Origin of the sequence: Halorubrum sp. AD140 (assembly GCF_034497445.1) — an archaeon.
Lineage (GTDB): Archaea > Halobacteriota > Halobacteria > Halobacteriales > Haloferacaceae > Halorubrum.
In genome coordinates this window covers 53,506-74,980 of the sequence record NZ_JAXRUU010000006.1, presented here as the reverse complement: position 1 = coordinate 74,980, position 21,475 = coordinate 53,506, and the positions used below count along the sequence as shown (strand labels likewise).

The window sequence follows — 21,475 nt, the reverse complement described above, 5'->3', positions numbered from 1 at the left end:
CCTCTGGGACCGTCGCCCTCGCCGTCCCCTCCCGCGACCTCGTACTCGACCGGTTCGACGCGTCCGTCGCGGAGCGTCGGCGTCTCCGCCCGGAGCGACGCGAGCGCGCGGTGGAACGCGGTGAGGTCGGCGTCGCCGTCGTGCCAACGCATCGGCCCGCGCCGCTCGGGGACGCCGCGCTCCTGTCCGTAGTAGATCATCGGGGCGCCGGGGAGGGTGAACGTCGCGGCCGCCGCCGCGCGCAACGACGCTTCGCCGCACTCGTCGACGTAGCGGTCCTCGTCGTGGTTCTCGACGTAACGGAGGTGAACGGCCGACTCGGGGAACCCCGCCCACGCCGCGTCGTCGACCGCGCCAAGGACGGCGTCGGCGGGCTCCTCGCCCGAGCCGACGTCGCGCAGGGTCTCGTACAGCGTCGTGTCGTAGTGCATGTGGAACTCGCCCTCGTGGTAGTCGGCGTCCCGCGGGATCGTCTCGTCGAGCAGCAGGAAGTCTTCGGGAACGCGGTCGCGGACCTCCTTCCAGAACGCGTGGGAGACGCCCCACGCCACGTCACAGCGGAAGCCGTCGACGACGTCCGCCCACTCGTCGACCACGTCGAGCATCCACGACCGGACGGCGAGAGAGTCGTAGTTGAGGTTCGGGATGCGCTGCCAGTCAAAGTAGTACTCGGGGATGTCCCCGTCTCCCTCTCGGACGCCGGCCCACTCCACGTCGACGACGTTGCGCTCGGCGTCGACGCGACGGAAGTGATCGGCGTACGCCTCGACGCCGGCCGAGTGCAGCTGGAACGCGGGGTGGTCGCGCGAGGTGTGGTTGATCACGAGGTCGAAGACCACCCTGATGTCCGACTCGTGACAGCGGGCGACGAGCGACTCGAACGCCTCGCGGGAGCCGAGGTCGGCGGCGGTCTCGAAGTAGTCGGTGACGTGGTAGCCGTGCGTCGTGGGGCTGGCGAGCACGGGCGTCAGCCAGAGACAGTCGACGTCGAGGGACTCGAGGTACTCGACGCGCCGCTCGATCTCGCCGAACGTCGTCGGCAGCGTCTCGCCGGCGAACGAGCGGACGAAGATCTCGTACACCGTCGGCGACTCGGCCCACTCGGGCGGGTCGTTCGGGCGAGAGACGGCGACGGCCCCGGAGCCGGACGCGTCGAGGACGACGGTGTCGCCGACGCTGCGGCGCTCGCCGGCGGTGGCGGCGTGCACGCGGGCGCGCTCCGGGAGCGCGTCGACCGGCACGCGGAGCTCCCGACCGTCGACGGTCACGTCGGCCTCGCCGAGGTCGTCGCGGCCGTCGAGGTGGAACTCGACGGGGAGGTCGGCGTCCGCGTACCCGCTGTCGGGAGCGCTCTTCGGCGTCGCCGCGACGACGACTTCGTCGGCTTCCACGGCCGCGTCGAGTCGGATTCGAGGTCGTCCCGGACCGTCGACCTCGACGCTGGTCCCGACGCCCGCGGCGAGGTCGTCGTACACCGAGAAGACGGCCGTGTGTTCCCCCGGCGGCAGCCGCACGTCGAGGACGTACTCGTCGCCGACGCGCCGCGGACGGTCCGTCGCGAGCAGGTGGTTGTTGAACGGGCCGCTCACCGAGACGGGAGTCGACTCGGATTCCGACTCTGAGAGCGGGAGGTCCGCGGCCGCGACCGAGAACCGCGCGTCGCGGCGCTCGTCGGGGAAGGCCCGAACCGTCAGCCCGTGGGTCCCGTCCGGCGCGTCGAGTTCGACCACGTACGTCCCGGGGACGTCCGGGTGAAAGTGGACGACCGGTCCCGATTCGGTCTCGCAGCGTTCGGATTCCGGGTAGCCCGCGGGCGTCCCGACCGAGAGCGTCGCACCCGCCTCGAACGCGCTCTCGGCGGGCGCGGCAGCGATCGACCACCGGTACTCCGCGTCGGGGTCGGGGTTTCGCGGGGCCAGTTCGACGGATTCGCCGACGGAGACGAACCGCGGCGGGCCGGGGTGGTGCATACAGGGGGCGGCGCGGGAGTGGGTATCACTGTTGTGCTTCGGCGAGAGAGTCGCACAAAAAACCCGTCACCGCACGCGGTCTCACCCTTCCATTCCGCCGAACGAGAGGCCGCTCTCGACGGAGTTCTGCGCCGCGAAGTAGACGATCGCGACCGGCAGCGCGAACAGGTTCGCGAACGCCGCGAAGCGCGTCCACGGCGTGGAGAACCGGCCCTCGGTCGCGAGGTTGTACAGCTCCACCGAGAGCGGGTAGTTCTCCGGACTGAGCAGCGTCTGGGCGATGATGAACTCGTTCCAGCCGGCGAGCCAGACGAAGATCAACACGACGGCGAGCCCCGGCTTCGTCAGCGGGAGGATGATCTCCCGCATCGTCTCGAGGAAGCTCGCGCCGTCGACCATCGCCGCCTCCTCGTAGGAGACGGGGATGTTGTCCATGTACGTCTTCAACAGCCAGGTGTTGAAGGGGATCGTCCCCGCGGCGTAAAACAGCCCGAGGATGAACAGGTTGTTCGTCAGGCCGTAGGTGCTGAAAAGCGAGTAGAGCGCGACGAGCGTCGCGATCGACAGCCCGGCGCCGATCTGCGTGAACAGCACGTAGCCGTAGAGGATGCGCTTGCGCCCCATGAAGCTCCGCCGCGAGAACGCGTACGCGGCCGGGACGATCATCGCGAACCCCGCGACGATCGTCACGCTGACGATGTAGAGGCTGTTGAACAGCGCGCCGGGACCGGTCTCGGTGCCGGCCCATCGGAAGCTCACCAGCCCGCCGCTCCCGCCGATGACGAGCTGGGGGTACCCCCAGTCGCCCTCGACGAAGAAGAAGTTCGACTCGAAGAACACCCAGCGGTACGCGTCGAGGTTGTACGTCGACGGGTTGGGGAAGATGCCGCTCGTGTTGAACAGCCGGGTCCCCTCGGCGAGCGAGGCCGTGAAGATCCAGAACAGCGGGAACAGAAGCAACAGCACCATCGCGAAGCCGAACAGCGTCATCAGGACGCTCTTGGTGACGTCCCACGGCGTCCGCTTCCCGGTCCGCAGGTCGTAGATCGCCCGCTGGATCGCGACGACGAACCGCTTCGGAGCGGTCACGAACGCGACGAGCTTCGCGCGGATCAGCGCCAGCGCAGACCAGAGCGCGCTCATCATTCACCCACCCCCTCCGCGAGGCCGCCGTACCTCACGGCGACGTACATGAACAGCCCGATGAAGGCGATCGCGACGATGAGTATCGCCGCCGAGAGCCCGAACTCGTTGAAGCTGATCGCCTCGCGGTAGCCGTAGACGATGATCAGTTCGTTCTTCCGCGAGGGGCCGCCCTGATTGAACACCCACGGGATCAGGAACTGTTGGAAGGACGTCGCTGCGGTGAGGATCGACGCGAACATCACGGGACCCTTGATCGCGGGGAGCGTCACGGTTCGGAACCGCTGGAGGAACCCCGCGCCGTCGACCATCGCCGCCTCGTGGAGCTCGCGCGGCACATCCTGGAGCGCGCTCACGATGATGATCACCATGAACGGGTACGCGAGCCACACCTCTGTGGTGACGTACGCGAAGAACGCCTCCCAGCGGCCGCTGAGAAAGCCGATTGGGACGTCAAACAGCAGGAACTCGGGCGCCGAAAGTGACGACATGACGCCGTTGTACCGCCCCAGTATCGTGTTGAACACGCCGAAGCGAGCGTCGCTGAACATGCCGCGCCACACCGTGATCGTGAAGATGCCGGGGAAGCCGAGCGGGACGATCACCGCCGCGCGTAGGTAGCGTTTGCCGAGGACGCGCGCGTGGTTCAACACCAACGCGATGCCGACGGCGACGAACACCTTGATCACGAGCGAGACCGCGACGAACAGCCACGTCGTCGACATCGACGTCCAGAACTGCGAGTCGGCGAAGAGTTCGACGTAGTTTTCGAACCCGATCAGCTCCGCGCCGCCACCGATCACCGACCCGGCGAACGTCGCGTCCGTCAGCGAGATGTAGAACAGATAGAAGATCGGGTACAGCATGAAACTAGAAAACAGGACGAGACCGGGGATGACGAGGAGCAGTCCCCAGTCGCGACTGGAGAAGGGGAGTACCGACCGGAGCCGCGCGAGTCCGCCGACGCCGATCCCGGGTTGTGAGGAGGCCATGATGGCTGGGCGAGGGGCGTTACAGGTTCTCCCGGATCTCGGAGGCGGCCTCGTCCAGCGCGGGGCCGCTCTCCTGTTCGTCGTTGAACACGCGCTCCAGCGCGTCGGTTAGCGGCGTCCAGACGCTGTCCATGTCGGGGTGCGTCGGGATCGGGACGCCGTGATCGACCTGCTCGGCGAACGCCGCGACGTCCGACGAGAGGTCGCCGTCTTCGACGACGGAGGTGAGCACCGGGATGTATCCCTGCTCTGCCGCGTTGGTCTTGATGATCTCCTCGTTGGTGGTGTACCACTCGGCGAGGCCAGTGGTCGCGTCGATCGTCGACTGCTCCGCGTCGTTCAGCATCGCGCTGAAGTAGAACGTCTGGATCCCGGAGTACGTGCGCGGGTTGTTGCCGTCGACCGTCGGCAGCGGCGCGACGCCGAGGTTGTCGATCTCCCCGGAGAGGTTCGCGAGCTCCCACGGCCCGTTGATCGCGAACGGTGCGGCACCGTCCGCGAACGCGACGATCTGCGACTCGTAGCCCGGGTCGGACGGTACGTAGTCGAACAGGGTCTCGAGCGCGTCCATGCCCTGTTTACACTCGTCGCTGTCGAGGGTCACCTCCAGGCTCTCCTCGTCGAAGATGTCGCCGCCGTACGCTTGGATGAACCCGCTGACGAAGTACGGATCGGCGACGGGGTACGAGAGCCCGTACTCGCCGTTGTCGGGGTCGTGGTACTCGTCCATGGTGGAGACCATCTCTTCGAAGGTCTCCGGTGGCTCCTCGACCATGTCCTCGTTGTAGAACAGGGCGACCGTCTCGGAGGCGAACGGGAGCCCGTGGAGCGCTCCGTCGTACTGGACCGCCTCCTGTGCGGTCGGGGTGAAGGAATCGAGCGAGACGTCGACGTCGTCGCTCGCGTCGTAGAGGAACGGTGGATCCTCCCGGACCGCGAACCGGCCGACCCAGTCGTGGGCCCAGATCCACGAGTCCGGACCTTCCCCGGACGGGATCGCGGTGTCGAGTTGCTCGTCGAGCTCGCCGCCGGGTTCCTCCTTATCGATCGTGTGGTCCGACTCGGACTCGTACTGGTCGACGTACTCGGACAACGCCTCGTCCTCGCCGTCTGAGAGGTCGGTCCACAGCGTCGCGGTGCCGCCGTCGTCGCCGCCGTCCGATCCGTCCGAACCGTCACCGCCGTCGCCGCCGTCGCCGCCGTCGTCACCGTCGCCGCCGTCGTCACCGTCGCCGCCGGTGCTGATACAGCCCGCGAGGCCCGCGAGCGCAGTCGTTCCCCCCATCGCCTTGAGCAGCGTTCTACGTTTCTCGTTCATGTGGCTAGAACAAATGATGAATTATATTTTCATACATTTAGTTTTTGGGGTACATCTCGATCGATCCGGATCGATCCGGGTCGACGCTGATCGACTCGGGTCGATGCTGATCGAGTCGCCTCGGGACTGATCGATTCGGCCCGGCCCAGATCGACTCGGCTCAGCCCGTATCGAATCACCGTCGACCGAACCGGACCGTCGAGGGTCCGTTCGGGACGAGGACGGGTCAATATCTGAGAAGAGATTATTCACCATATATCAGGAAAACAGCAAAGAACTCATAAGCCACCGGACCAGTAATCAGGGAAATGGCACGCGTCACGCTCGATACGCTCCGGAAGGAGTTCGACCGAGGGACCATCGTCGCCGTCGACGACCTCGATCTGGAGATCGAGGACGGCGAGTTCGTGACCGTCGTCGGCCCGTCGGGGTGCGGGAAGACCACCACGCTGCGGATGGTCGCGGGCCTGGAGGAGCCCACGTCGGGGACCGTCAGCTTCGACGACGAGGACGTCACGGAAATCCACGCGAAAGAGCGGCCCGTCGCGATGGTGTTCCAGAACTACGCGCTGTACCCGCACAAGACGGTGATGGAGAACATGGCGTTCGGACTCAAGATGAGCACGGACATGACGAAAGACGAGCGCCGCGAGCGGGTGACCGAGATGGCCGAGATGATGGGGATCGCGGACCTGCTCGACGACAAGCCGGACGAGCTCTCCGGCGGACAGAAACAGCGCGTCGCCCTCGGTCGCGCCATCGCCCGCGAGCCCGAGGTGTTCCTGTTCGACGAGCCCCTCTCGAACCTCGACGCGAAGCTCCGCACCGAGATGCGCGCGGAGATCCAGAAGCTCCAGAAGGAGTTCGGCGTCACGGCGATGTACGTCACCCACGACCAGGAGGAGGCGATGACGATGGGCGACCGCCTCGCGATCTTGAACGACGGGGAGCTCCAGCAGGTCGGCGAGCCGACCGCGGTGTACGAGAACCCGGTGAACGAGTTCGTCGCCGGCTTCATCGGCTCTCCCTCGATGAACTTCATCGACGTCGACGTGGAGACCGACGGGACGACGGCGACGGTCCGCGACGACGCGTCGGGACTCGCGCTGGCGCTCAGCCGCGACTACGTCGCGGGCCACGACCTCGAGAGCGGGCCGTACACGCTCGGGATCCGCCCCGAGAACATCGGGATCGCCGAGGACCCGACCGGCGACGAGACGCTGGCCGCCACCGTCGAGGTCGTCGAACCGATCGGTTCGGACAACTACATCCACCTCAGCGTGAACGACGACTTCCTCGCGCGGTCGCCGCCGGACGTCAAGCCGGAGCCCGGCGACGAGGTGGGGATCAGCTTCGAGGAGGAGCACCTCCACCTGTTCGACGCCGAGACGGGCGAAGACGTCTTCCTGACCGAGGAAGAGATCGACGCCGCGGTCGCCTGATACGACCGGTCGTACGCGGCCGTTCTCGCGGTGAGCGGTTTCGATTTCTCAGGCATCTGTTTATAAACAGTTGACCGCGGATCGATCGCGAACTCCTCCAAAGCGCCAGCCGCGAGGCGCTTCGCGCCTCTGGCAGCCGGCGGCGGAGCCGCCGGCGACTGCCCCTTTGAGCCCCTCCCCGCACAGGACCGCAACCGCACCTCACGCCTCCCCAGCCTCGTCGGCCGCCCTCCGCTTCGCTCCGGGCGACCGACTCCCTTGCGCGTGCGGCTCGCGGGCCAGCGGCCCGCTCGCCGGCACACGCCACCGCGGTTGTTTATAAATAGTGTCGCCGCTTGACGCACTCCTGGTCTCGCGTCGCCGTCGGCGACAACGGCTTCAAGTGCGCGCTCGTCCGACCGGTGAGTAGCAATGGAGCCGCCGAACATCGAGCGGTTGGACGAGCGCACCGTCCAGCGCATCGCGGCCGGCGAGGTCGTCGAGCGCCCGGCGAGCGTCGTCAAGGAGCTGATCGAGAACAGTCTCGACGCGGGCGCGAGCCGCGTGGCGGTGTCGGTCGAGTCGGGCGGCACCGAGGGGGTCCGGGTCCGCGACGACGGCGTGGGGATCCCGGCCGACCAGCTGGCGGCGGCCGTCGCGGAGCACGCCACCTCGAAGATCGGCGACATCGAGGACCTCGACCGCGGGGTCGGCACCCTCGGCTTCCGCGGCGAGGCGCTGTACACCGTCGGCGCCGTCTCTCGGCTCACCGTCCGGTCGCGCCCCCCGGACGCCGACGCGGGCGCCGAGATCACCGTCGAGGGCGGCGAGGTGGGGGAGGTGCGCCCCGCGGGCTGTCCCGAGGGAACGACCGTCGAGGTCGCGGACCTCTTCTACAACACGCCCGCGCGGAAGAAGTTCCTCAAGCGGACGGCGACCGAGTTCGACCGGGTCAACGCGGTCGTCACCGGCTACGCGCTCGCGAACCCCGACGTCGCGGTCTCGCTGGAGCACGACGGCCGTGAGACGTTCGCGACCGAGGGGAACGGCGACCTCCGCTCGGCCGTGCTGGCCGTGTACGGCCGCGAGGTCGCGGAGGCGATGGTCGACGTGGAGTGGACGACCGAGGCGGAGGGGAACGGCGACGCTCCGACCGACGCTCCCGTCCGCCGCGTCACCGGCCTGGTCTCGCACCCGGAGACGACGCGGTCGACCCGCGAGTACCTCGCCACCTACGTCAACGGCCGGTACGTCACCGCGAACGCCCTCCGCGAGGCGGTGCTGGAAGCGTACGGGGGACAGCTCGCGTCCGACCGCTACCCGTTCGCGGTGCTGTTCGTCGAGGTTCCCCCGGGCGACGTCGACGTGAACGTCCACCCGCGGAAGCTGGAGGTCCGGTTCGACGAGGAACCGGCCGTGCGCGCCGCCGTCGAGGAGGCGGTCGAGACCGCGCTGCTCGACCGCGGGCTGATCCGCTCGACCGCGCCGCGGGGGCGCTCGGCTCCGGATCAGACCGAGATCCGTCCCGAGGGGCCGGAGACCGAGGCCGTCGGCGGCGCCGGGACCGACCACGAGCGCGCGGCGCTCGGCGACCGCGACAGGGACGACGGCGACGAAGCGACCGGCGACGACGCGGGGACTCCAGACGAATCCGCGGTCGGCGCGGCCGAGCTGGACCCGACGGACGAGGCGGCGTGGGCGGTCGGCGACGTGGGGTCCGACGCGGTCGCCGACCCGGAGCACTCCCCCGATCGTCCCTCGCCGCGGAGCTGGCAGTCGGCGGCGAACGCGACCGAGAGCGACGACGCCGACGCGGAGGCCGCCAGCGTCGGAGACGCCGGCGCAGGAGTCGGCAGCGTCGGAGACGACGACGTCGGAGACGCGAACGCGGACGCGACGATCGACGCCGCGGCGGACCGCGTGGCCGATCCGCCGGCGGAGCGACGGGACTCGGGAGCGCCGGCCGAGCGACGCGAGCCCCCCGCCGGGTCCGCGGTCGATTCTCGCTCCGCCCCGACCGCCCAGCGGACCCTCGGCGGCGAGACGACGGAGGCGACGGAGCGGTCCTACGAGTCGCTCCCGCCGCTTCGGGTGCTCGGGCAGCTCCACGGGACGTACGTCGTCGCGGAGGCGCCGGACGGGCTCGTGCTGATCGACCAGCACGCCGCCGACGAGCGGGTGAACTACGAGCGTCTCCAGGCCGCCGTCGCCGACGGCGCGGACGCGCAGGCGCTCGCGGAGCCGGTCCGCGTCGAGCTCACCGCGCGGGAGGCGGCGCTGTTCGACGACTTCGTCGACGACCTCGCCGCGATCGGCTTCCGCGCCGAGCGCGCCGGCGAGCGAGAGGTGATCGTCCGCTCGGTCCCCGCCGTCTTCGACGCCGCGCTCGATCCGGACCTCCTCCGGGACGTGCTCTCCGCGTTCGTCGGCGACGCCACCGAGGGCGACGAGCCGGTGACCGACGTCGTCGACGAGCTGCTCTCCGACCTGGCGTGTTACCCCTCGGTGACCGGGAACACCTCGCTCACCGAGGGGCGGGTCGTCGACCTGCTCGACCGGCTCGACGCCTGCGAGAACCCGTACGCCTGTCCGCACGGCCGACCGGTCGTCATCCGGCTCGACCGCGAGGAGATTGGGTCCCGGTTCGAGCGCGACTACCCCGGACACGCCGGGCGGAGAGCGGAGTGATCCGGCGGGGTGCCCACTCACTTTCCCGCCGACCGCAGAGAGGTACGTTTTAGGTGGCCCCCGCGCACCGACGGGTATGGAACGCGTAGCGATCATCGGCGCGTCGATGACCCGGTTCGGGCAGCGCGACGCCTGGGTGCGCGAGCTGCTGGCCGAGGCGGGCGCGGCCGCGCTCGACGACGCCGGGATCGACGGCGACGACCTGGATCACCTGTACGTCTCGAACATGGCCAGCGGCGAGTTCGAGGGCCAGACCGGCGTCCCGAACGCGCTCGCGCACGACCTGGCGGCCCAGCCGGCGTACACCGCCCGGATCGACCAGACCTCTTCGTCGGGGGGCGCGGGCGTGTACGCCGCGTGGCAGTCGGTCGCCTCCGGCGCGAGCGACCTCACCATGCTCGTCGGCGGCGAGAAGATGACCCACCGGACGACCGCGGAAGCAACCGACGTGATCGCGTCGCTCACGCACCCGGTCGAGTACAAACACGGCGTCACGCTTCCCTCCTTCGCGGGGCTCACCGCGCGGCTCTACCTCGACACGTACGACGCGCCCCGCGAGAGCCTCGGGAAGGTGGCGGTGAAGAACCACCGGAACGGCGTGGACAACCCCCACGCGCAGTTCCAGAAGGAGGTCGACCTCGACACCGTCTTAGAGTCGCCGGTCGTCGCCGACCCCCTCCGACTGTACGACTTCTGTCCGATCACCGACGGCTCCGCGGCGCTCGTCTTCTGTCCCGAGTCCGTCGCCGAGGAGTACGTCCCGGCGGACGAGTACGCCGTCGTCTCGGGGATCGGCGGCGCGACCGACACCCACGTCGTCCACGAGCGCGCGGACCCGACGACGCTGGGCGGCGTCGTCGACTCCACCGAGATCGCCTACGAGATGGCCGGGATCGGCCCGGACGACGTCGACGTCGCGGAGCTCCACGACATGTTCACCATCCTCGAGTTCCTCCAGAGCGAGGACCTCGGCTTCTTCGAGAAGGGCGAGGGGTGGAGGGCGGTCGAGGAGGGCGTCACCGACCGCGACGGCGACCTCCCGATCAACACCTCCGGCGGGCTGAAGTCCAAGGGTCACCCGCTCGGGGCCAGCGGCGTCGCACAGGTGTACGAGATAGTCCAGCAGGTCACCGGGAACGCCGGCCCGCGCCAGGTCGAGGCCGATACCGGACTCGCCTGCAACGTCGGCGGATTCGGGAACTGCGTGACCACCGCGGTCCTGGAGGGAAGCCAATGAGCGAGAACGAGCCCACGGAGACGACCGAAAGCGACGGGGGGAACGACGCCGAGCCGACCTTCGAGGCCGCGGAGTACGCGGACGGAACGGTCACCTACCCGCCCCACACCGTGAGCCCCAACGGCGCGGAGCGCGTCGGGACGGTCGACCTCCGCGAGTACGAGGCCCGGGTCGTCACGTGGACGACGTCGACGGCGACCCCGCCGGGCGTCCGCGAGCCGAACACCCTCGCTATCGTCGAGTTCGACATGGGCGACGAGTACGACGGACCGGTGGTCCGCGCGCTCGGACAGGTCGCGTCGCGCGGCGATACGGACGACGACGCGGGCGCCGACGCGCCGGGTGACGTCGACGTCGACATCGGCGACCGCGTCGAGCCCGTCTACGCCGCCGACCTCCGGGAACCGGGCGCGGGGATCCGCGAGCCCGAGAGTCAGGAGTGGGACGGCTTCCGGTTCCGGCCGATCGAGTAGTCTCGCGGTCGGCGGTCCGCCACCGTCCTCTCAGATCCTGAACCGCGCCGCGCCGCTGTCGGTCAGTTCGCCGAGCGTCTCCTCGTGGACTCCCACGAGCGTGTAGACGTCGGGTCGGTACCGGACCTCCTCGGTCACTCCGTGGGCCTCCCTGAGCCGGCGTCTGACCCGGTCGACGTCACTCCGGTCGAAGTAGTTCGGCGTGAACACCAGCACCGCGTGCTCCGTCTCGCCGAACGCCTCGCAGCCGGCGCGAGTGGAGACCTTCGCGTCCCAGAACCGCCCGGCTTCGACGTCCTCGGCCACCGCTTCCCAGAGGTCGTCCACCGCCTCCGCCGGGCGCTCGACGAGCCACTTCCCGCTCAGGTACGTCGTCTCGAGGGCGAGCCGGTCCGCGTCGGCGACGGTCTCGGCGTCGGCCGGGAGCGCTCCCTCGTCCGCTCCGTCGACCTCCGGTAGGTCCGCCTCCGTCGTCGCCGCCGGGCGCGTCACGCCGTGTCTCGGGAAGTAGCCGTCGCGGGCGTTTCGCGGGAACCCCGTCACGTGTTTGATCCGGAGCCAGTGCCACCCCGACTCGTCGATGTCGGTCGGCGCGCGGTCGGTGACCATACCGGGGGTTCCGTCCCGCGGACGAAAACGCTCTCGCCCTCAGATCCGTCGAAAGTCGCCGAGCCGCGTCCCGTTCAGCAGGTACGCGTCGCCCGCCGGGAGCGCGTCGGGGAGGAACGGCGCGAGGAACGACTGTCCGTCGACGTTGACCCACGTTCCCCCGGAGCGCTCGTTGAACGCCGGGAAGACGACGAGCTCGGGCGGCTCCTCGTCGACGCTCGACTCCGACCCTCGGTCGCGGACGAATGCTCCCGGATCGATCCGGCCGCGGAGCCACGCGCGCTCCACGCGAGAGCCGCCGACCGAGTCCTCCATCCGGACCTGCGGATGCTCGTGGCCCATACACACCACGTCGGCGTCGAGGAGCGACGGATCCGGCCACGTGTGGCCGTGGAGGACGCCGACGCCACCGCCTCGGTCTCGACTGCCTCCGTCGTCACGACCGTCGCCGGCTTCGCCCATCCCGCCGCCGGCTCCGAGTATCCCGCCGCTCGTCCCGATCACGTCGAGGTCGGCGGCGAACGCCTCGGCGACGCCCGCGTCGTGGTTCCCCTCGACGAGCGTCATGGGGACGCGGTCGGTCACCGCCCGGATCAGGGTCTCCAGCTCCTCGCGCTCCTCGCCCTCCGGCGCCGCGATGCGGTGCGCGAGGTCGCCCAGGACGACGAGCCGGTCGGCGTCGGTCACCGCGAGGAGGTCGCAGAGTCGCTCTCGCCGTTCGTCCGCACGACTGTCGAGCTCGACCCCGCGCTCGTATCGCAGGCCGACCTCGATGCCCGCGTGGACGTCGGCGACGAGCAGCGCGTGCTCCCCGCCGAGGTCGGCCACGGCGGCCGGTTCGCCGACGACCGGTTCGACGCTCACCGACCCGCCCCGCGCCATCAGATCGGCTTGAGCACCCCGTCGCCGGGCTCGTAGCACTTCCCGCTCATCAGCGCGTCCTGGATCGCGTCCTCGACCGCGTCGGCGGCGACGCCGTGCTCCGCGACCACGCGGTCGACGACCGCCTCGCGGTCGGCGCGTAGCTCCTCGCGCTCGCGCTCCAGCTCCGCGACGTACTCGGCGGGGCTCGCGTCGGCCTCGGGCACCTCGAGCAGCGCGATGTCGACGCCGACGAGCGAGTCCTGCAGGACGCCCTCCTCGGCGCCGTCGGCGGGACGGGCGAAGATCGCCACGACGTCGCTCCCGGCGAACACCTCGTAGGCGTCGATCCCCGCCGCGTCGGCGAGCGTCGCCTCGACGGCGTCGGGCTTGGCCTCGCCGACGACGACCTCGAGCGAGTCGTAGCCGCGAAGCAGGTCGAGCTCGATGCCCAAGTCCGCGAACGGCTCCATCCGGTCGATCTCCTCCGCTCGGTCGCGGATCTCGGCCTGCAGCTCGTCGCGCCGGTCGTTGAGCTCGTTGACGCGCTCACGCACGTCGGCGAGCTCGGCTTCGAGCGCCTCGTCGTCGAGGGACCGGACCGCGTCGACGTCGTCCCCCTCGACGTCAAGGATGCTCTCTAGCGAGCGGACGGTGACGAGCCGCTCGTTGACCGATTCGGCGCCGTCGAGCGACTCGCCGGGCGAGAAGCCCTCGTAGCGCTCGTCGTAGTCGGTGACGTGCAGCGAGTGATGGGCGTACGCCGCCTCGATGACGTCGTCGATGACGCGCTTCGAGCCCGTCACCGACACCTTGCTCATCCGCTCAGGCCTGAGCATCCACCGCCTCCTCGGCCTGTTGGTTCACCGCTTCTTCGAACCGTTCGACCCCGTAGTCGACGGCCGCGTCCACGCGCTCACGGGCCTCGCGTTCGAGCTCGTCGCGGTCTGAACGGCCCGCCTCGAGGATCTCCTCGCGGCGCTCCTCGATCTCCTGGCGGGCCGCCTCGAGCCGCTCTTCGGCCTCGGACTCGGCCTCCTCCTCGGCCTCGGCGCGGATCTCGTCCGCGCGCTCGCGAGCCTCGGCGAGGCGCTCGTCGGCGTCCGATTCCGCCTCCGCGATGATCTCGTCCGCCTCCCGTTCAGCCTCCTTGATCCGGTCGAGCACCTCTGGTCTCGCCATGCTACTAATCACCCGAAACTCCACGAGCGACGTATAAGGTGTTTGCGAAAGTACGCGGGCGTTGCGGCCGATATGGACGGCGAACCGCCGGAGCGTCGAGCGCCGATCGACGGCCGGCGCCTACATTTAAGTACCAGTCGCCGGACCGTCACCGTATGACTACGGTATATGCGGTCGCGTCGGCGAAAGGTGGGGTCGGAAAGACCACCACGACCGCGGCGATCGCGACGATCCTGGCGGGCTCGGGCGCCGACGTCGTCGCGGTCGACGCCGACATCGGCATGGCGAACCTCGCGGACTCGCGGGGCGGGCCGACCCGGTTGACGCGGTCCACGAGGGGCCCGACGGCCTCCGCGTCGTCCCGGGCTCGACCGACCTCGACGCGTACGCGGCGGCCGACCCCGCCGGGCTCAAGGCGGTCGTCGCCGCCTTCGACGACGCCGACTACGTGCTCGTCGACGCCGGCGCGGGGCTCTCGCACGACTCCAGCCTCCCGCTCGCGATCGCAGACGAGACGCTGCTGGTCTCGACGGCGGAGCGGAGCGCGCTCGGCGACACCGAGAAGACGCGACAGCTGACCGAGCGGCTCGGCGGCACCGTCGCGGGCGCCGCGATCACCCGCGTCGCTCCCGACGCGGCCGGCGGCGACGGGGGCGACGACGAGACCAGCGGCGACAAGCACGCCAGCGACCGGGACGACCGCGTCTCCGACGTCCTCGACGCGCCGATTCTCGGCCGGATCCCCGAGGACGACGCGGTGGTCCGAGCCGCGACGGCGAACCGGCCGCTACCGATATTCGCGCCGGACGCGCCGGCCACCCGCGCGTACCGGGACCTCACGCGGACGCTGACCGGCGCGGCGATCGACGGCGCCGGGCTCGACGACGAGGGGAGTGACGCCGGAACCGAAGCGGACGCTGACGGGGCGGACGCTGACGGGGCGGACGACGGAGACGAGACGGACGACGGCGACAGCGGCGAGACGGACGATGACATCGAAGGTGACGCGCGTGTCCCAGCCGACGACGAGGACATAATCGTCGCCGACGCCGAGCGGGCCGGACTGGGCGAGCCGGGCGACGAGGAAGAGATCATCGTCGCAGACGAGGCGCCCGTTCCCGCGGACGCCGATGGCGACGGAGACGACGAGGGAGGCGCCGGCACAGAGGACGACGAGGGCGGGGAGGAAGATGAGGGGAACGCAGACGCCGAGCCCGAGGACGAACCGGCGCCGACAGCCTGCGACACGGAGACGGTCGGCGAGGACCACGTCGACGGCGACGACCTCGAGGCGATGGTCGAGGCGGAGACGACGGCGGGGTTCGACGACGGGGACGCGTCCGAGACGGCCGAAGACGAACCGGTCGCGGCGGATATCGACGAGGCGGAAACGACTGAGGAGGGGGACGATGCGGCCGACGAGGCGGAAACGACTGAGGAGGGGAACGACGAATCAGTGCCGACCGATCCCGAGGACGAGCTCGCGGGAAGCATCCCCTTCCGCGACGACGACACCGGAACGAGGAACGCCGCGCTCGCCGGGGGCGGCGACGAGGAGCGCGAGTCGGAGGACGGGGCGGAGGACGGAACAGACCAGAAAGGCGGGGAGGAGGGGGACGACGGAACAGACGAGGACGACGGAACAGACGAGGACGACGGAACAGACGAGGACGACGGAACAGACGAAAAGGGCGGAGGCGGATTCTTCAGCCGCCTGTTCGGTCGGTGACCCGCTCGCTCGGGAAACGGTGACCGGACGGCGGCGCGGAGCGGGCCGGATCGCGGTCGCGCGGGATCAGGCCTCGGACGGCGCCTTCGCGCGGTCGCGGATGAGCTCGCGGATCTCCTCCGGGTCGGTGATCCCGGCGAGCTCCTCACAGGAGACGAGCGCGGTGCCGTCGACCGACTCGCGCGTTTCGTCCTCCTCGGTGAAGTACACCGACCGGGTGCGGGCCACCTCGCCGATGGAGGACATGATCCGCGCGCGCTTCTCCGCCGCGGGAGTGAACGCCGAGTGGCCGGTGAGCACCCGAGTGACGGCGCTGTCTTCGTCCTCCGAGACCGCCTTGAACGGCGCGCGGGCGGTCGGGTGAACCGTGAAGCCGGCGTTGGTGAGCACGTGGAGGACGTGCTCGTCGTCGGGGTCGGTCTCGGGGGCCGAGGGGGTCGGCTCGGCGTCGCGCACGTCGCCGGCGCCGTCGAGCACGTCGACCGGGCTGGAGAACGGCTCGTCGAACAGCTCCTCGAGCTGGATCGCGACCTCGATGGAGGCGTTCATCCCGTCCTCGTACTTCGAGACGGTGCGTCGGGAGACGCCGAGCTCGGTCGCGAGCCGCCCGAGCGACCAGCCGCGCTGCTCGCGCTCGTCAGCGAGCAGGTCGCCGTCGAGGCTCACGTAGAGCCCGCCGGGGGCCGCGTAGATGAGCGGGGGCATCCCCTCGACGAACAGGTCGTACCCCGTGTCGGGGTTGATCACGGGGACGCCGTGCCGGAAGTAGACGACGCCCGGCTTCAGCTCCTCGTCGCGGGTCCGAATCCCGATCACCATCGGCGTCGCCTGCAGGTACTCGCCCAGGCGACGCATCTCCGCGCCGGTCTCCGCGTCCAAGGCGTCGACGTTGCCGAGGATCTTTAACAGGAGCAGGTCCTCGTTGCGCCGGGCCGCCACGTCGAAGCTCTTGGGCCGGACCGCACACCGGTCGCTGACAAGGAAGCCCGCGTCCTCCAGCATCGCGGTGACGTTCTCGATCAGCGCAGTCCGGGACATAGTCGAAATAAGCGGCTCGTGGTATATATGCGTTGTGTCACTTGTGTACCGCGAAGTCGCTGCCAGCTTGCGGTTTTCCAAACTGGCCGCCGGAGCGATTATATACCAGCATCGAGCCTCCGCTCGACGCGACGGCGGAGCGCCCTCGACCCGGGACGAGGCGAAGAGAGCGCGCGCGAGGGCGAAACCGGTTTGTTCGGGAGCGCGAAAGGGACACCATGCCGATCGTCGCCGTCGACGACACCGACTCCCGCGAGCGCGGGATGTGCACGACGTACGTCGGCGCGCGGCTCGCCGAGCGGCTCGAATCGGCCGGCGGACGCGTCCGCCGCCGGCTCCTCGTCAGGCTGAACCCCGCCGTGAAACACAAGACGCGAGGCAACGCCGCCGTCGCGGTTCACGTCTCGCAGGTGGACGCGGAGGCGGCGTTCGACCTCGCCGCCGAGACCGTCCGGGAGTTCGCCGCCGAGGCCGATCCCCGGACGTCCCCCGGCGTCGTCGTCGCCGACGTCGACGTCGCCGGCGACCCGTTCGCGCCGGACTCGCCACCGACGGGCGAGGGCGTTCCCGACCCGCGGATCCCCGTCGACGTCGCCGACTTCGCCCGACGCGCGCTCCGCCACCGCCTGTCGGTCGACGAGGCGGTGACGCTCGCCGAGGCGCACGGCTACCGGCACGCCGCGTTCGGGACCGGCGGGGAGACCGACGCGGAGGCCGTCGCCGGCCGCGGCCGCATCGGCGCGCTCGCGGCGGTCGGCGCCCCGGCCGCGTTCGACGACTGGACGACGGAGCGGATCTCCTACCGGGAACTGGACCGCTGCGGGATGCCCCGCCAGGTCGACGTCGAGAGCGTCTTCGCCGCGGCCGACGCGGGGTACCCGACCGTCTGGGACACCGTGGACCGGGAGACCGGCGCGGCGGTCTGCGTCCCCAACGCGCCCGGCCCGATCCTGCACGGGATCCGCGGCGACGATCCGGCGGCCTGCCGGGAGGTGGCCGAGGCGATCGAGGGCGAGCCCGTCGAGCGCGCCGCGACGTTCCTCACGAACCAGGGCACCGACGCCCACCTCGCGCCCGGTCAGATCGACGGACTTCGCGACGGGGCGGGCTACCGCGTCGCGGGCCGGGTCGCGAGCGAGCCGGAGACGAAACGGGGGGGTCACGTCCACGTCGACGTCGCGCCGCCCGGGGGCGCGGACGGGGGGGACGGGGCGGTCGACGCGGTCCGTCTGAGGTGCGTCGCCTTCGCGCCGACCGGTCGGTTCCGCGACCGCGTGCGCGCCCTCCGGCCCGGCGACCGGGTGACCCTCTGCGGCGAACACGAGCGCCGGGAGTCGGCGGGTGCGGCGGCGGACGCGGCCGCAGACGACGGGGGCGCGGCGGAGCCGACCTCGACGCTCAAGCTGGAGAAGTTCGCCGTGCGCGACCTGGTGCAGACCGAACCGGCCGTGCCGACCTGTCCCGACTGCGGCCGGTCGATGTCCTCCGCGGGCCGGGATCAGGGATACCGCTGTCGTGACTGCGGCACCGCCGCGCCGGGGAAGGTCGCCCGCGAGGTCGTCCGCGAGCTGGAGCCCGGCTGGTACGAGGTCCCCCCGAGCGCCCGCCGTCACGTCGCGAAGCCGCTCGTCAGGGGCGGGTTCGACGCGCCGGTCCACCCGGAGCGGTGAGCGGACTCAGTCGGCGAGGGACCGCTCCGCTCGCCACGCCGCGGCGCGGTCGAGCGCGGCCTCGCGGTCGTCGACTCGCTCGCGCCGGTAGGCGGACGCGTCGGCGGCCTGCTCCATCACGTCGAGGCGGACGACGAACCCGCCGTCGGCGCGCTCGCGGACCCGGACCGTCGCGTAGCCGTCTGAGCGCTCCCACTCGGTGACCGTGTCGTCCTCGCGGGCCAGTGACCAGCTCATACCGCAGGAGGCGGGCGCGGCGGCTAAAACGGCCCGGTTCGGGGCGGCGTCGGAACGTGGTCGGTCGGCTCGTTCAGTTCCCGTCGGCCGGTCCCGTCGTGTACGAACACACCGGACAGACCGCGTAGCCGAGGACGTCGTACGGCACGGACGCCGAGGGGGCGGTCACGTCACACATCGGGCAGTCGAACGTCGACGCGTTCTCGATGCTCATGCGTTTCCGTACCACGGCCAACCGTATCGTTACGCGCCGCTTGCCGCGCCGTCAACGACACCATACTTATAAGCGATCGCTGGGCCGAGGTCGGTCATGACCGAGGACATCCACGCGGAACGCCGCGAGCGCGCGGCGGCGCGGCTCCGGGACGCGGACGCCGCCGGGCTGGTCTGCTTCCCGAGCCGGAACTTCCAGTACCTCACCGGCTTCGATGAGGAGCCGAGCGAGCGGCACTTCCTGCTCGTGGTGCCGGCGGCGAGCGACGGCGCGAACGACGAGCGCGACGACGCGGCGGCCGACCGAAACGCCCCCGCGTTGCTCGTCCCGGAGCTGTACGAGACGCAGGTGCGCGAGGGGACCACCGTCGCTGACGTGCGGACGTGGGCCGACGGCGACGACCCGGTCGCGGCCGTGCGAGAGCTGCTCGCCGACCGCGGCCTCCGCGAGGGGCGCCTCCTCGTCGACGACACGATGTGGGCGACGTTCACGCAGGACCTCCGGGCGGCGGCCTCGGACGCGACGTGGGGGCTCGCGAGCGAGGCCCTCGCCGACCTCCGAGCGCGCAAGGACGAGACCGAGCTGGCGGCGCTCCGCGAGGCGGCCGCCGCCGCGGACGCGACCGTGCGCGACCTCCGGGAGCTGGGCGCCGACGCGGTCGGGACGACCGAGCGCGAGCTCGCCGACTGGATCGCCGACAGGCTGGCGGCCCACGGCGGGACCGGCGTCTCCTTCGAGACCATCGTGGGCGCGGGCCCGAACGGCGCGAAGCCCCACCACGGCCACGGCGACCGCGAGATCCGAGCGGGCGAGCCCGTCGTCCTCGACTTCGGGACGCGCGTCGACGGCTACCCCTCCGACCAGACGCGCACGCTGGTGTTCGACGGCGACCCCTCGACAGAGTACGAGCGGGTCCACGAGACGGTCCGAGAGGCGCAGGCGGCCGCGATCGACGCCGTGGAGCCGGGAGTCACCGCGGCGGCCGTCGACCGGGCCGCGCGGGAGGTGATCGAGGCGGCGGGGTACGGCGACGCGTTCGTCCACCGCACCGGCCACGGCGTCGGGCTCGACGTCCACGAGGAGCCGTACGTCGTCGCGGGCAACGACCGCGCGCTCGAGCCGGGGATGGTGTTCTCCGTCGAGCCGGGGGTCTACCTCGACGGTCGGTTCGGCTGCCGGATCGAGGACCTCGTCGTCGTCACCGAGCGGGGGTGCGAGCGGCTGAACGAGACGGCTCGCGGCTGGCGGTGAGCGGGACGAACGGAGAGGCGGAGACGACGAGAAGCGAGAGGTGTGCCGGGTCCGGCTGCCCGGTCAAACCCGACGCGTCGAGCCTTCGACGCTATATGCGGGAGTCGTGTGCCTGCTCCCCAATCGGAGCTTATTGCCGACTCCTATAGTTCTGACACCGAAATATTTCGGTGTGAAGGGCCGTCCGCCGCTGGAGAGTCGAACAGATCGCCATCGATCGCGGCGAGCGGGCGGGCGAATCGATCGAACGTGTGATCCGGGGAGCGGACGCAGCGGCCACCGCGGGAGCGGCCGGCATCGAAACCATTAGTGTCGCCGGAGCGGAACCGCGGGGTATGAGCGACAACGAGGAGGCCGAAGAGGTCGATGAGGCCGAACCGGCCATCGAACTCGGCGAGGGACCCGAGGTGGCCGGCGAGCCGATCGCCCGCGTCGCGTCGCGTCTCACGTGGCCCGCGAAGCGCAGCGACGTGGTGGCACAGGAGGGCGACGCCGCGGTTCGGAGCCCGGACGGACCGCGCGACCTCGACGACGTGCTCGCGGACTCCGAGGTGCCGCTGTTCGAGAGCCGCAGCGAGTTCGTCGCGGAGGTCGAGGCGCTGGTCGGACGCGGCCCGGTCGCGACCGAGTAGGCGTCGCCGCTCTCCGACGCCGCGGCCTTTTTGGTCCGGCGAGGCGGAGTCGACGTATGGCGATCCCCTTCGATCCGCACGAGCTGGACCCCGAGGAGTACGGCGAGACGCGGACGACCCTCGAAACCGACCACGAGTCGGCCGTCGAGCGCGTCCGGGAGGTGTGTCTCGACGCCGGCTTCGGCATCCCGGTCGAGTTCTCACCCTCCGACATGCTCAACGAGAAGATCGACGCCGACCGCGACCCGTACTACGTGCTGGGCGCCTGCAACCCGGCGATGGCGGACCGCGCGCTCGACGCCACCGACAAGCGAATCGGGGGGCTGTTCCCCTGCAACATGATCGTCTGGGAGGAGTCGCCGGGCGAGCAGGTCGTCTACCACGTCTCGATAATGAAGATCGCACGGCTCCTCGGGCTCCCGGTCGACGACGAGGAGATGGACGCGATCGTCGCCGACACCGGCGAGATGGTCGACGCCGTGTTCGCGGAGTTGGACGCCGGCGCTGAGTAGCGAGCGCGCGACGAGTGACAAACAGCCGAGGCGGTGGCGCGCGCCGACGAGCGGCCGGTAGGCCGGGAGTAGCGAGGGACCTTCGGTCCCTCTGACAGCCGGCGGCTTCGCCGCCGGTGATCGCACGCGCGAGGGAGGCGGCGGGCCAGTGCGGCTTCGCCCGCGTCGGCCCGTCCGCCGAGGCTGGGGAGGCGTGAGGCGCGGGGCGGTTCGGTCGGGTGGGACTCGAAGGCGCAGTCGCCGGCGGCAGCGTCGCCGGCTGGGGTTTTGGAGATGTTCGCCGGCGCTCCGCAGTCAC

At 70.6% G+C, this 21,475-nt stretch carries 18 protein-coding genes and 2 pseudogenes; 9 read left to right on the top strand and 11 right to left on the bottom strand.

The genetic code is table 11. The features are described from left to right. The 4 genes from U4E84_RS03005 to U4E84_RS02990 form a co-directional block, all read right to left on the bottom strand. Positions 1-1,970, bottom strand: a 1,970-nt coding sequence (locus U4E84_RS03005) for an alpha-amylase family glycosyl hydrolase (RefSeq protein WP_322530619.1), incomplete at its 3' end; no start/stop codon positions are given. Positions 1,971-2,051: 81 nt separating this feature from the next. After that, positions 2,052-3,113, bottom strand: a complete 1,062-nt coding sequence (locus tag U4E84_RS03000; RefSeq protein ID WP_322530618.1) for an ABC transporter permease subunit — start codon at positions 3,111-3,113, stop codon at positions 2,052-2,054. Then, positions 3,113-4,105: a sugar ABC transporter permease gene (locus U4E84_RS02995; RefSeq protein WP_322530617.1), complete on the bottom strand. Its 993-nt coding sequence runs from the start codon at positions 4,103-4,105 to the stop codon at positions 3,113-3,115. The genes U4E84_RS03000 and U4E84_RS02995 overlap by 1 nt, the downstream gene beginning before the upstream one ends. A 19-nt stretch (positions 4,106-4,124) precedes the next feature. Continuing rightward, entirely contained in the window at positions 4,125-5,423 is a 1,299-nt protein-coding gene (locus U4E84_RS02990; RefSeq protein ID WP_322530616.1) for an extracellular solute-binding protein, read from the bottom strand. A gap of 308 nt (positions 5,424-5,731) precedes the next feature. Here U4E84_RS02990 and U4E84_RS02985 point away from each other — a divergent pair, with 308 nt between their 5' ends. The 4 genes from U4E84_RS02985 (at position 5,732) to U4E84_RS02970 (ending at position 11,242) form a co-directional block, all read left to right on the top strand. Continuing rightward, entirely contained in the window at positions 5,732-6,865 is a 1,134-nt protein-coding gene (locus U4E84_RS02985) for an ABC transporter ATP-binding protein (protein ID WP_322530615.1), read from the top strand. A 411-nt stretch (positions 6,866-7,276) separates the two neighbouring features. Then, positions 7,277-9,532, top strand: a complete 2,256-nt coding sequence (gene mutL / locus U4E84_RS02980) for a DNA mismatch repair endonuclease MutL (RefSeq protein WP_322530614.1) — start codon at positions 7,277-7,279, stop codon at positions 9,530-9,532. A gap of 76 nt (positions 9,533-9,608) precedes the next feature. Beyond that, entirely contained in the window at positions 9,609-10,769 is a 1,161-nt protein-coding gene (locus U4E84_RS02975) for a thiolase family protein (RefSeq protein WP_322530613.1), read from the top strand. After that, complete coding sequence (locus tag U4E84_RS02970) at positions 10,766-11,242, top strand: hypothetical protein (RefSeq protein ID WP_322530612.1); 477 nt, start codon at positions 10,766-10,768, stop codon at positions 11,240-11,242. The genes U4E84_RS02975 and U4E84_RS02970 overlap by 4 nt, the downstream gene beginning before the upstream one ends. Before the next feature lie 30 nt (positions 11,243-11,272). On the opposite strand, the gene U4E84_RS02965 is transcribed toward U4E84_RS02970, so the two are convergent. The 4 genes and pseudogenes from U4E84_RS02965 to ahaH all read right to left on the bottom strand — a co-directional run bounded on the left by U4E84_RS02965 (position 11,273) and on the right by ahaH (position 13,894). Then, positions 11,273-11,851 carry a putative phosphothreonine lyase domain-containg protein gene (locus U4E84_RS02965; protein ID WP_322530611.1) on the bottom strand — a complete coding sequence of 193 codons (579 nt, stop codon included), beginning with the start codon at positions 11,849-11,851 and terminating at the stop codon, positions 11,273-11,275. Between the two features lie 39 nt (positions 11,852-11,890). After that, entirely contained in the window at positions 11,891-12,733 is an 843-nt protein-coding gene (locus tag U4E84_RS02960) for a metallophosphoesterase (RefSeq protein WP_322530610.1), read from the bottom strand. Positions 12,734-12,852: 119 nt separating this feature from the next. Continuing rightward, a pseudogene (locus tag U4E84_RS02955) lies at positions 12,853-13,533 on the bottom strand (V-type ATP synthase subunit I); the annotation flags it as partial. Positions 13,534-13,537: 4 nt separating this feature from the next. Beyond that, complete coding sequence (gene ahaH, locus U4E84_RS02950; RefSeq protein ID WP_322530609.1) at positions 13,538-13,894, bottom strand: ATP synthase archaeal subunit H; 357 nt, start codon at positions 13,892-13,894, stop codon at positions 13,538-13,540. Positions 13,895-14,049: 155 nt separating this feature from the next. Between ahaH and U4E84_RS02945 the strand changes: the two are divergent. Next, positions 14,050-15,623 (top strand): annotated as a pseudogene (locus U4E84_RS02945) (P-loop NTPase). A 66-nt stretch (positions 15,624-15,689) separates the two neighbouring features. On the opposite strand, the gene U4E84_RS02940 reads toward U4E84_RS02945, so the two are convergent. Next, positions 15,690-16,661, bottom strand: coding sequence for a transcriptional regulator (locus tag U4E84_RS02940; RefSeq protein WP_322530608.1), 972 nt, complete (start codon positions 16,659-16,661; stop codon positions 15,690-15,692). Between the two features lie 218 nt (positions 16,662-16,879). On the opposite strand from U4E84_RS02940, the gene U4E84_RS02935 reads away from it, so the two are divergent. Further along, on the top strand, positions 16,880-18,331 hold the full coding sequence (locus tag U4E84_RS02935) for a tRNA(Ile)(2)-agmatinylcytidine synthase (protein WP_322530607.1): 1,452 nt from the start codon (positions 16,880-16,882) through the stop codon (positions 18,329-18,331). A gap of 6 nt (positions 18,332-18,337) precedes the next feature. On the opposite strand, the gene U4E84_RS02930 is transcribed toward U4E84_RS02935, so the two are convergent. Next, positions 18,338-18,568 carry a hypothetical protein gene (locus tag U4E84_RS02930; protein WP_322530606.1) on the bottom strand — a complete coding sequence of 77 codons (231 nt, stop codon included), beginning with the start codon at positions 18,566-18,568 and terminating at the stop codon, positions 18,338-18,340. 73 nt (positions 18,569-18,641) lie between these two features. After that, positions 18,642-18,782, bottom strand: coding sequence for a hypothetical protein (locus U4E84_RS02925; protein WP_322530605.1), 141 nt, complete (start codon positions 18,780-18,782; stop codon positions 18,642-18,644). Positions 18,783-18,878: 96 nt separating this feature from the next. On the opposite strand from U4E84_RS02925, the gene U4E84_RS02920 reads away from it, so the two are divergent. From U4E84_RS02920 to U4E84_RS02910, 3 genes are all read left to right on the top strand, one after another. Next, the gene (locus tag U4E84_RS02920) at positions 18,879-20,033 is read left to right on the top strand and encodes an aminopeptidase P family protein (RefSeq protein WP_322530604.1); all 1,155 of its coding nucleotides are present in this window, start codon (positions 18,879-18,881) and stop codon (positions 20,031-20,033) included. Positions 20,034-20,368: 335 nt separating this feature from the next. Next, the gene (locus U4E84_RS02915) at positions 20,369-20,665 is read left to right on the top strand and encodes a DUF5789 family protein (protein ID WP_322530603.1); all 297 of its coding nucleotides are present in this window, start codon (positions 20,369-20,371) and stop codon (positions 20,663-20,665) included. Positions 20,666-20,721: 56 nt separating this feature from the next. Beyond that, complete coding sequence (locus U4E84_RS02910) at positions 20,722-21,177, top strand: DUF302 domain-containing protein (protein ID WP_322530602.1); 456 nt, start codon at positions 20,722-20,724, stop codon at positions 21,175-21,177. Positions 21,178-21,475: the final 298 nt, after the last annotated feature.

Excerpts from the sequence above, each read along its gene's own strand:
- U4E84_RS03000 (WP_322530618.1), bottom strand. The coding sequence starts at position 3,113 with ATGAGCGCGCTCTGGTCTGCGCTGGCGCTGATCCGCGCGAAGCTCGTC.
- U4E84_RS02995 (WP_322530617.1), bottom strand. The coding sequence starts at position 4,105 with ATGGCCTCCTCACAACCCGGGATCGGCGTCGGCGGACTCGCGCGGCTC.
- U4E84_RS02990 (WP_322530616.1), bottom strand. The coding sequence starts at position 5,423 with ATGAACGAGAAACGTAGAACGCTGCTCAAGGCGATGGGGGGAACGACT.
- U4E84_RS02985 (WP_322530615.1), top strand. The coding sequence starts at position 5,732 with ATGGCACGCGTCACGCTCGATACGCTCCGGAAGGAGTTCGACCGAGGG.
- mutL (WP_322530614.1), top strand. The coding sequence starts at position 7,277 with ATGGAGCCGCCGAACATCGAGCGGTTGGACGAGCGCACCGTCCAGCGC.
- U4E84_RS02975 (WP_322530613.1), top strand. The coding sequence starts at position 9,609 with ATGGAACGCGTAGCGATCATCGGCGCGTCGATGACCCGGTTCGGGCAG.
- U4E84_RS02970 (WP_322530612.1), top strand. The coding sequence starts at position 10,766 with ATGAGCGAGAACGAGCCCACGGAGACGACCGAAAGCGACGGGGGGAAC.
- U4E84_RS02965 (WP_322530611.1), bottom strand. The coding sequence starts at position 11,851 with ATGGTCACCGACCGCGCGCCGACCGACATCGACGAGTCGGGGTGGCAC.
- U4E84_RS02960 (WP_322530610.1), bottom strand. The coding sequence starts at position 12,733 with ATGGCGCGGGGCGGGTCGGTGAGCGTCGAACCGGTCGTCGGCGAACCG.
- ahaH (WP_322530609.1), bottom strand. The coding sequence starts at position 13,894 with ATGGCGAGACCAGAGGTGCTCGACCGGATCAAGGAGGCTGAACGGGAG.
- U4E84_RS02940 (WP_322530608.1), bottom strand. The coding sequence starts at position 16,661 with ATGTCCCGGACTGCGCTGATCGAGAACGTCACCGCGATGCTGGAGGAC.
- U4E84_RS02935 (WP_322530607.1), top strand. The coding sequence starts at position 16,880 with ATGCCGATCGTCGCCGTCGACGACACCGACTCCCGCGAGCGCGGGATG.
- U4E84_RS02930 (WP_322530606.1), bottom strand. The coding sequence starts at position 18,568 with ATGAGCTGGTCACTGGCCCGCGAGGACGACACGGTCACCGAGTGGGAG.
- U4E84_RS02925 (WP_322530605.1), bottom strand. The coding sequence starts at position 18,782 with ATGAGCATCGAGAACGCGTCGACGTTCGACTGCCCGATGTGTGACGTG.
- U4E84_RS02920 (WP_322530604.1), top strand. The coding sequence starts at position 18,879 with ATGACCGAGGACATCCACGCGGAACGCCGCGAGCGCGCGGCGGCGCGG.
- U4E84_RS02915 (WP_322530603.1), top strand. The coding sequence starts at position 20,369 with ATGAGCGACAACGAGGAGGCCGAAGAGGTCGATGAGGCCGAACCGGCC.
- U4E84_RS02910 (WP_322530602.1), top strand. The coding sequence starts at position 20,722 with ATGGCGATCCCCTTCGATCCGCACGAGCTGGACCCCGAGGAGTACGGC.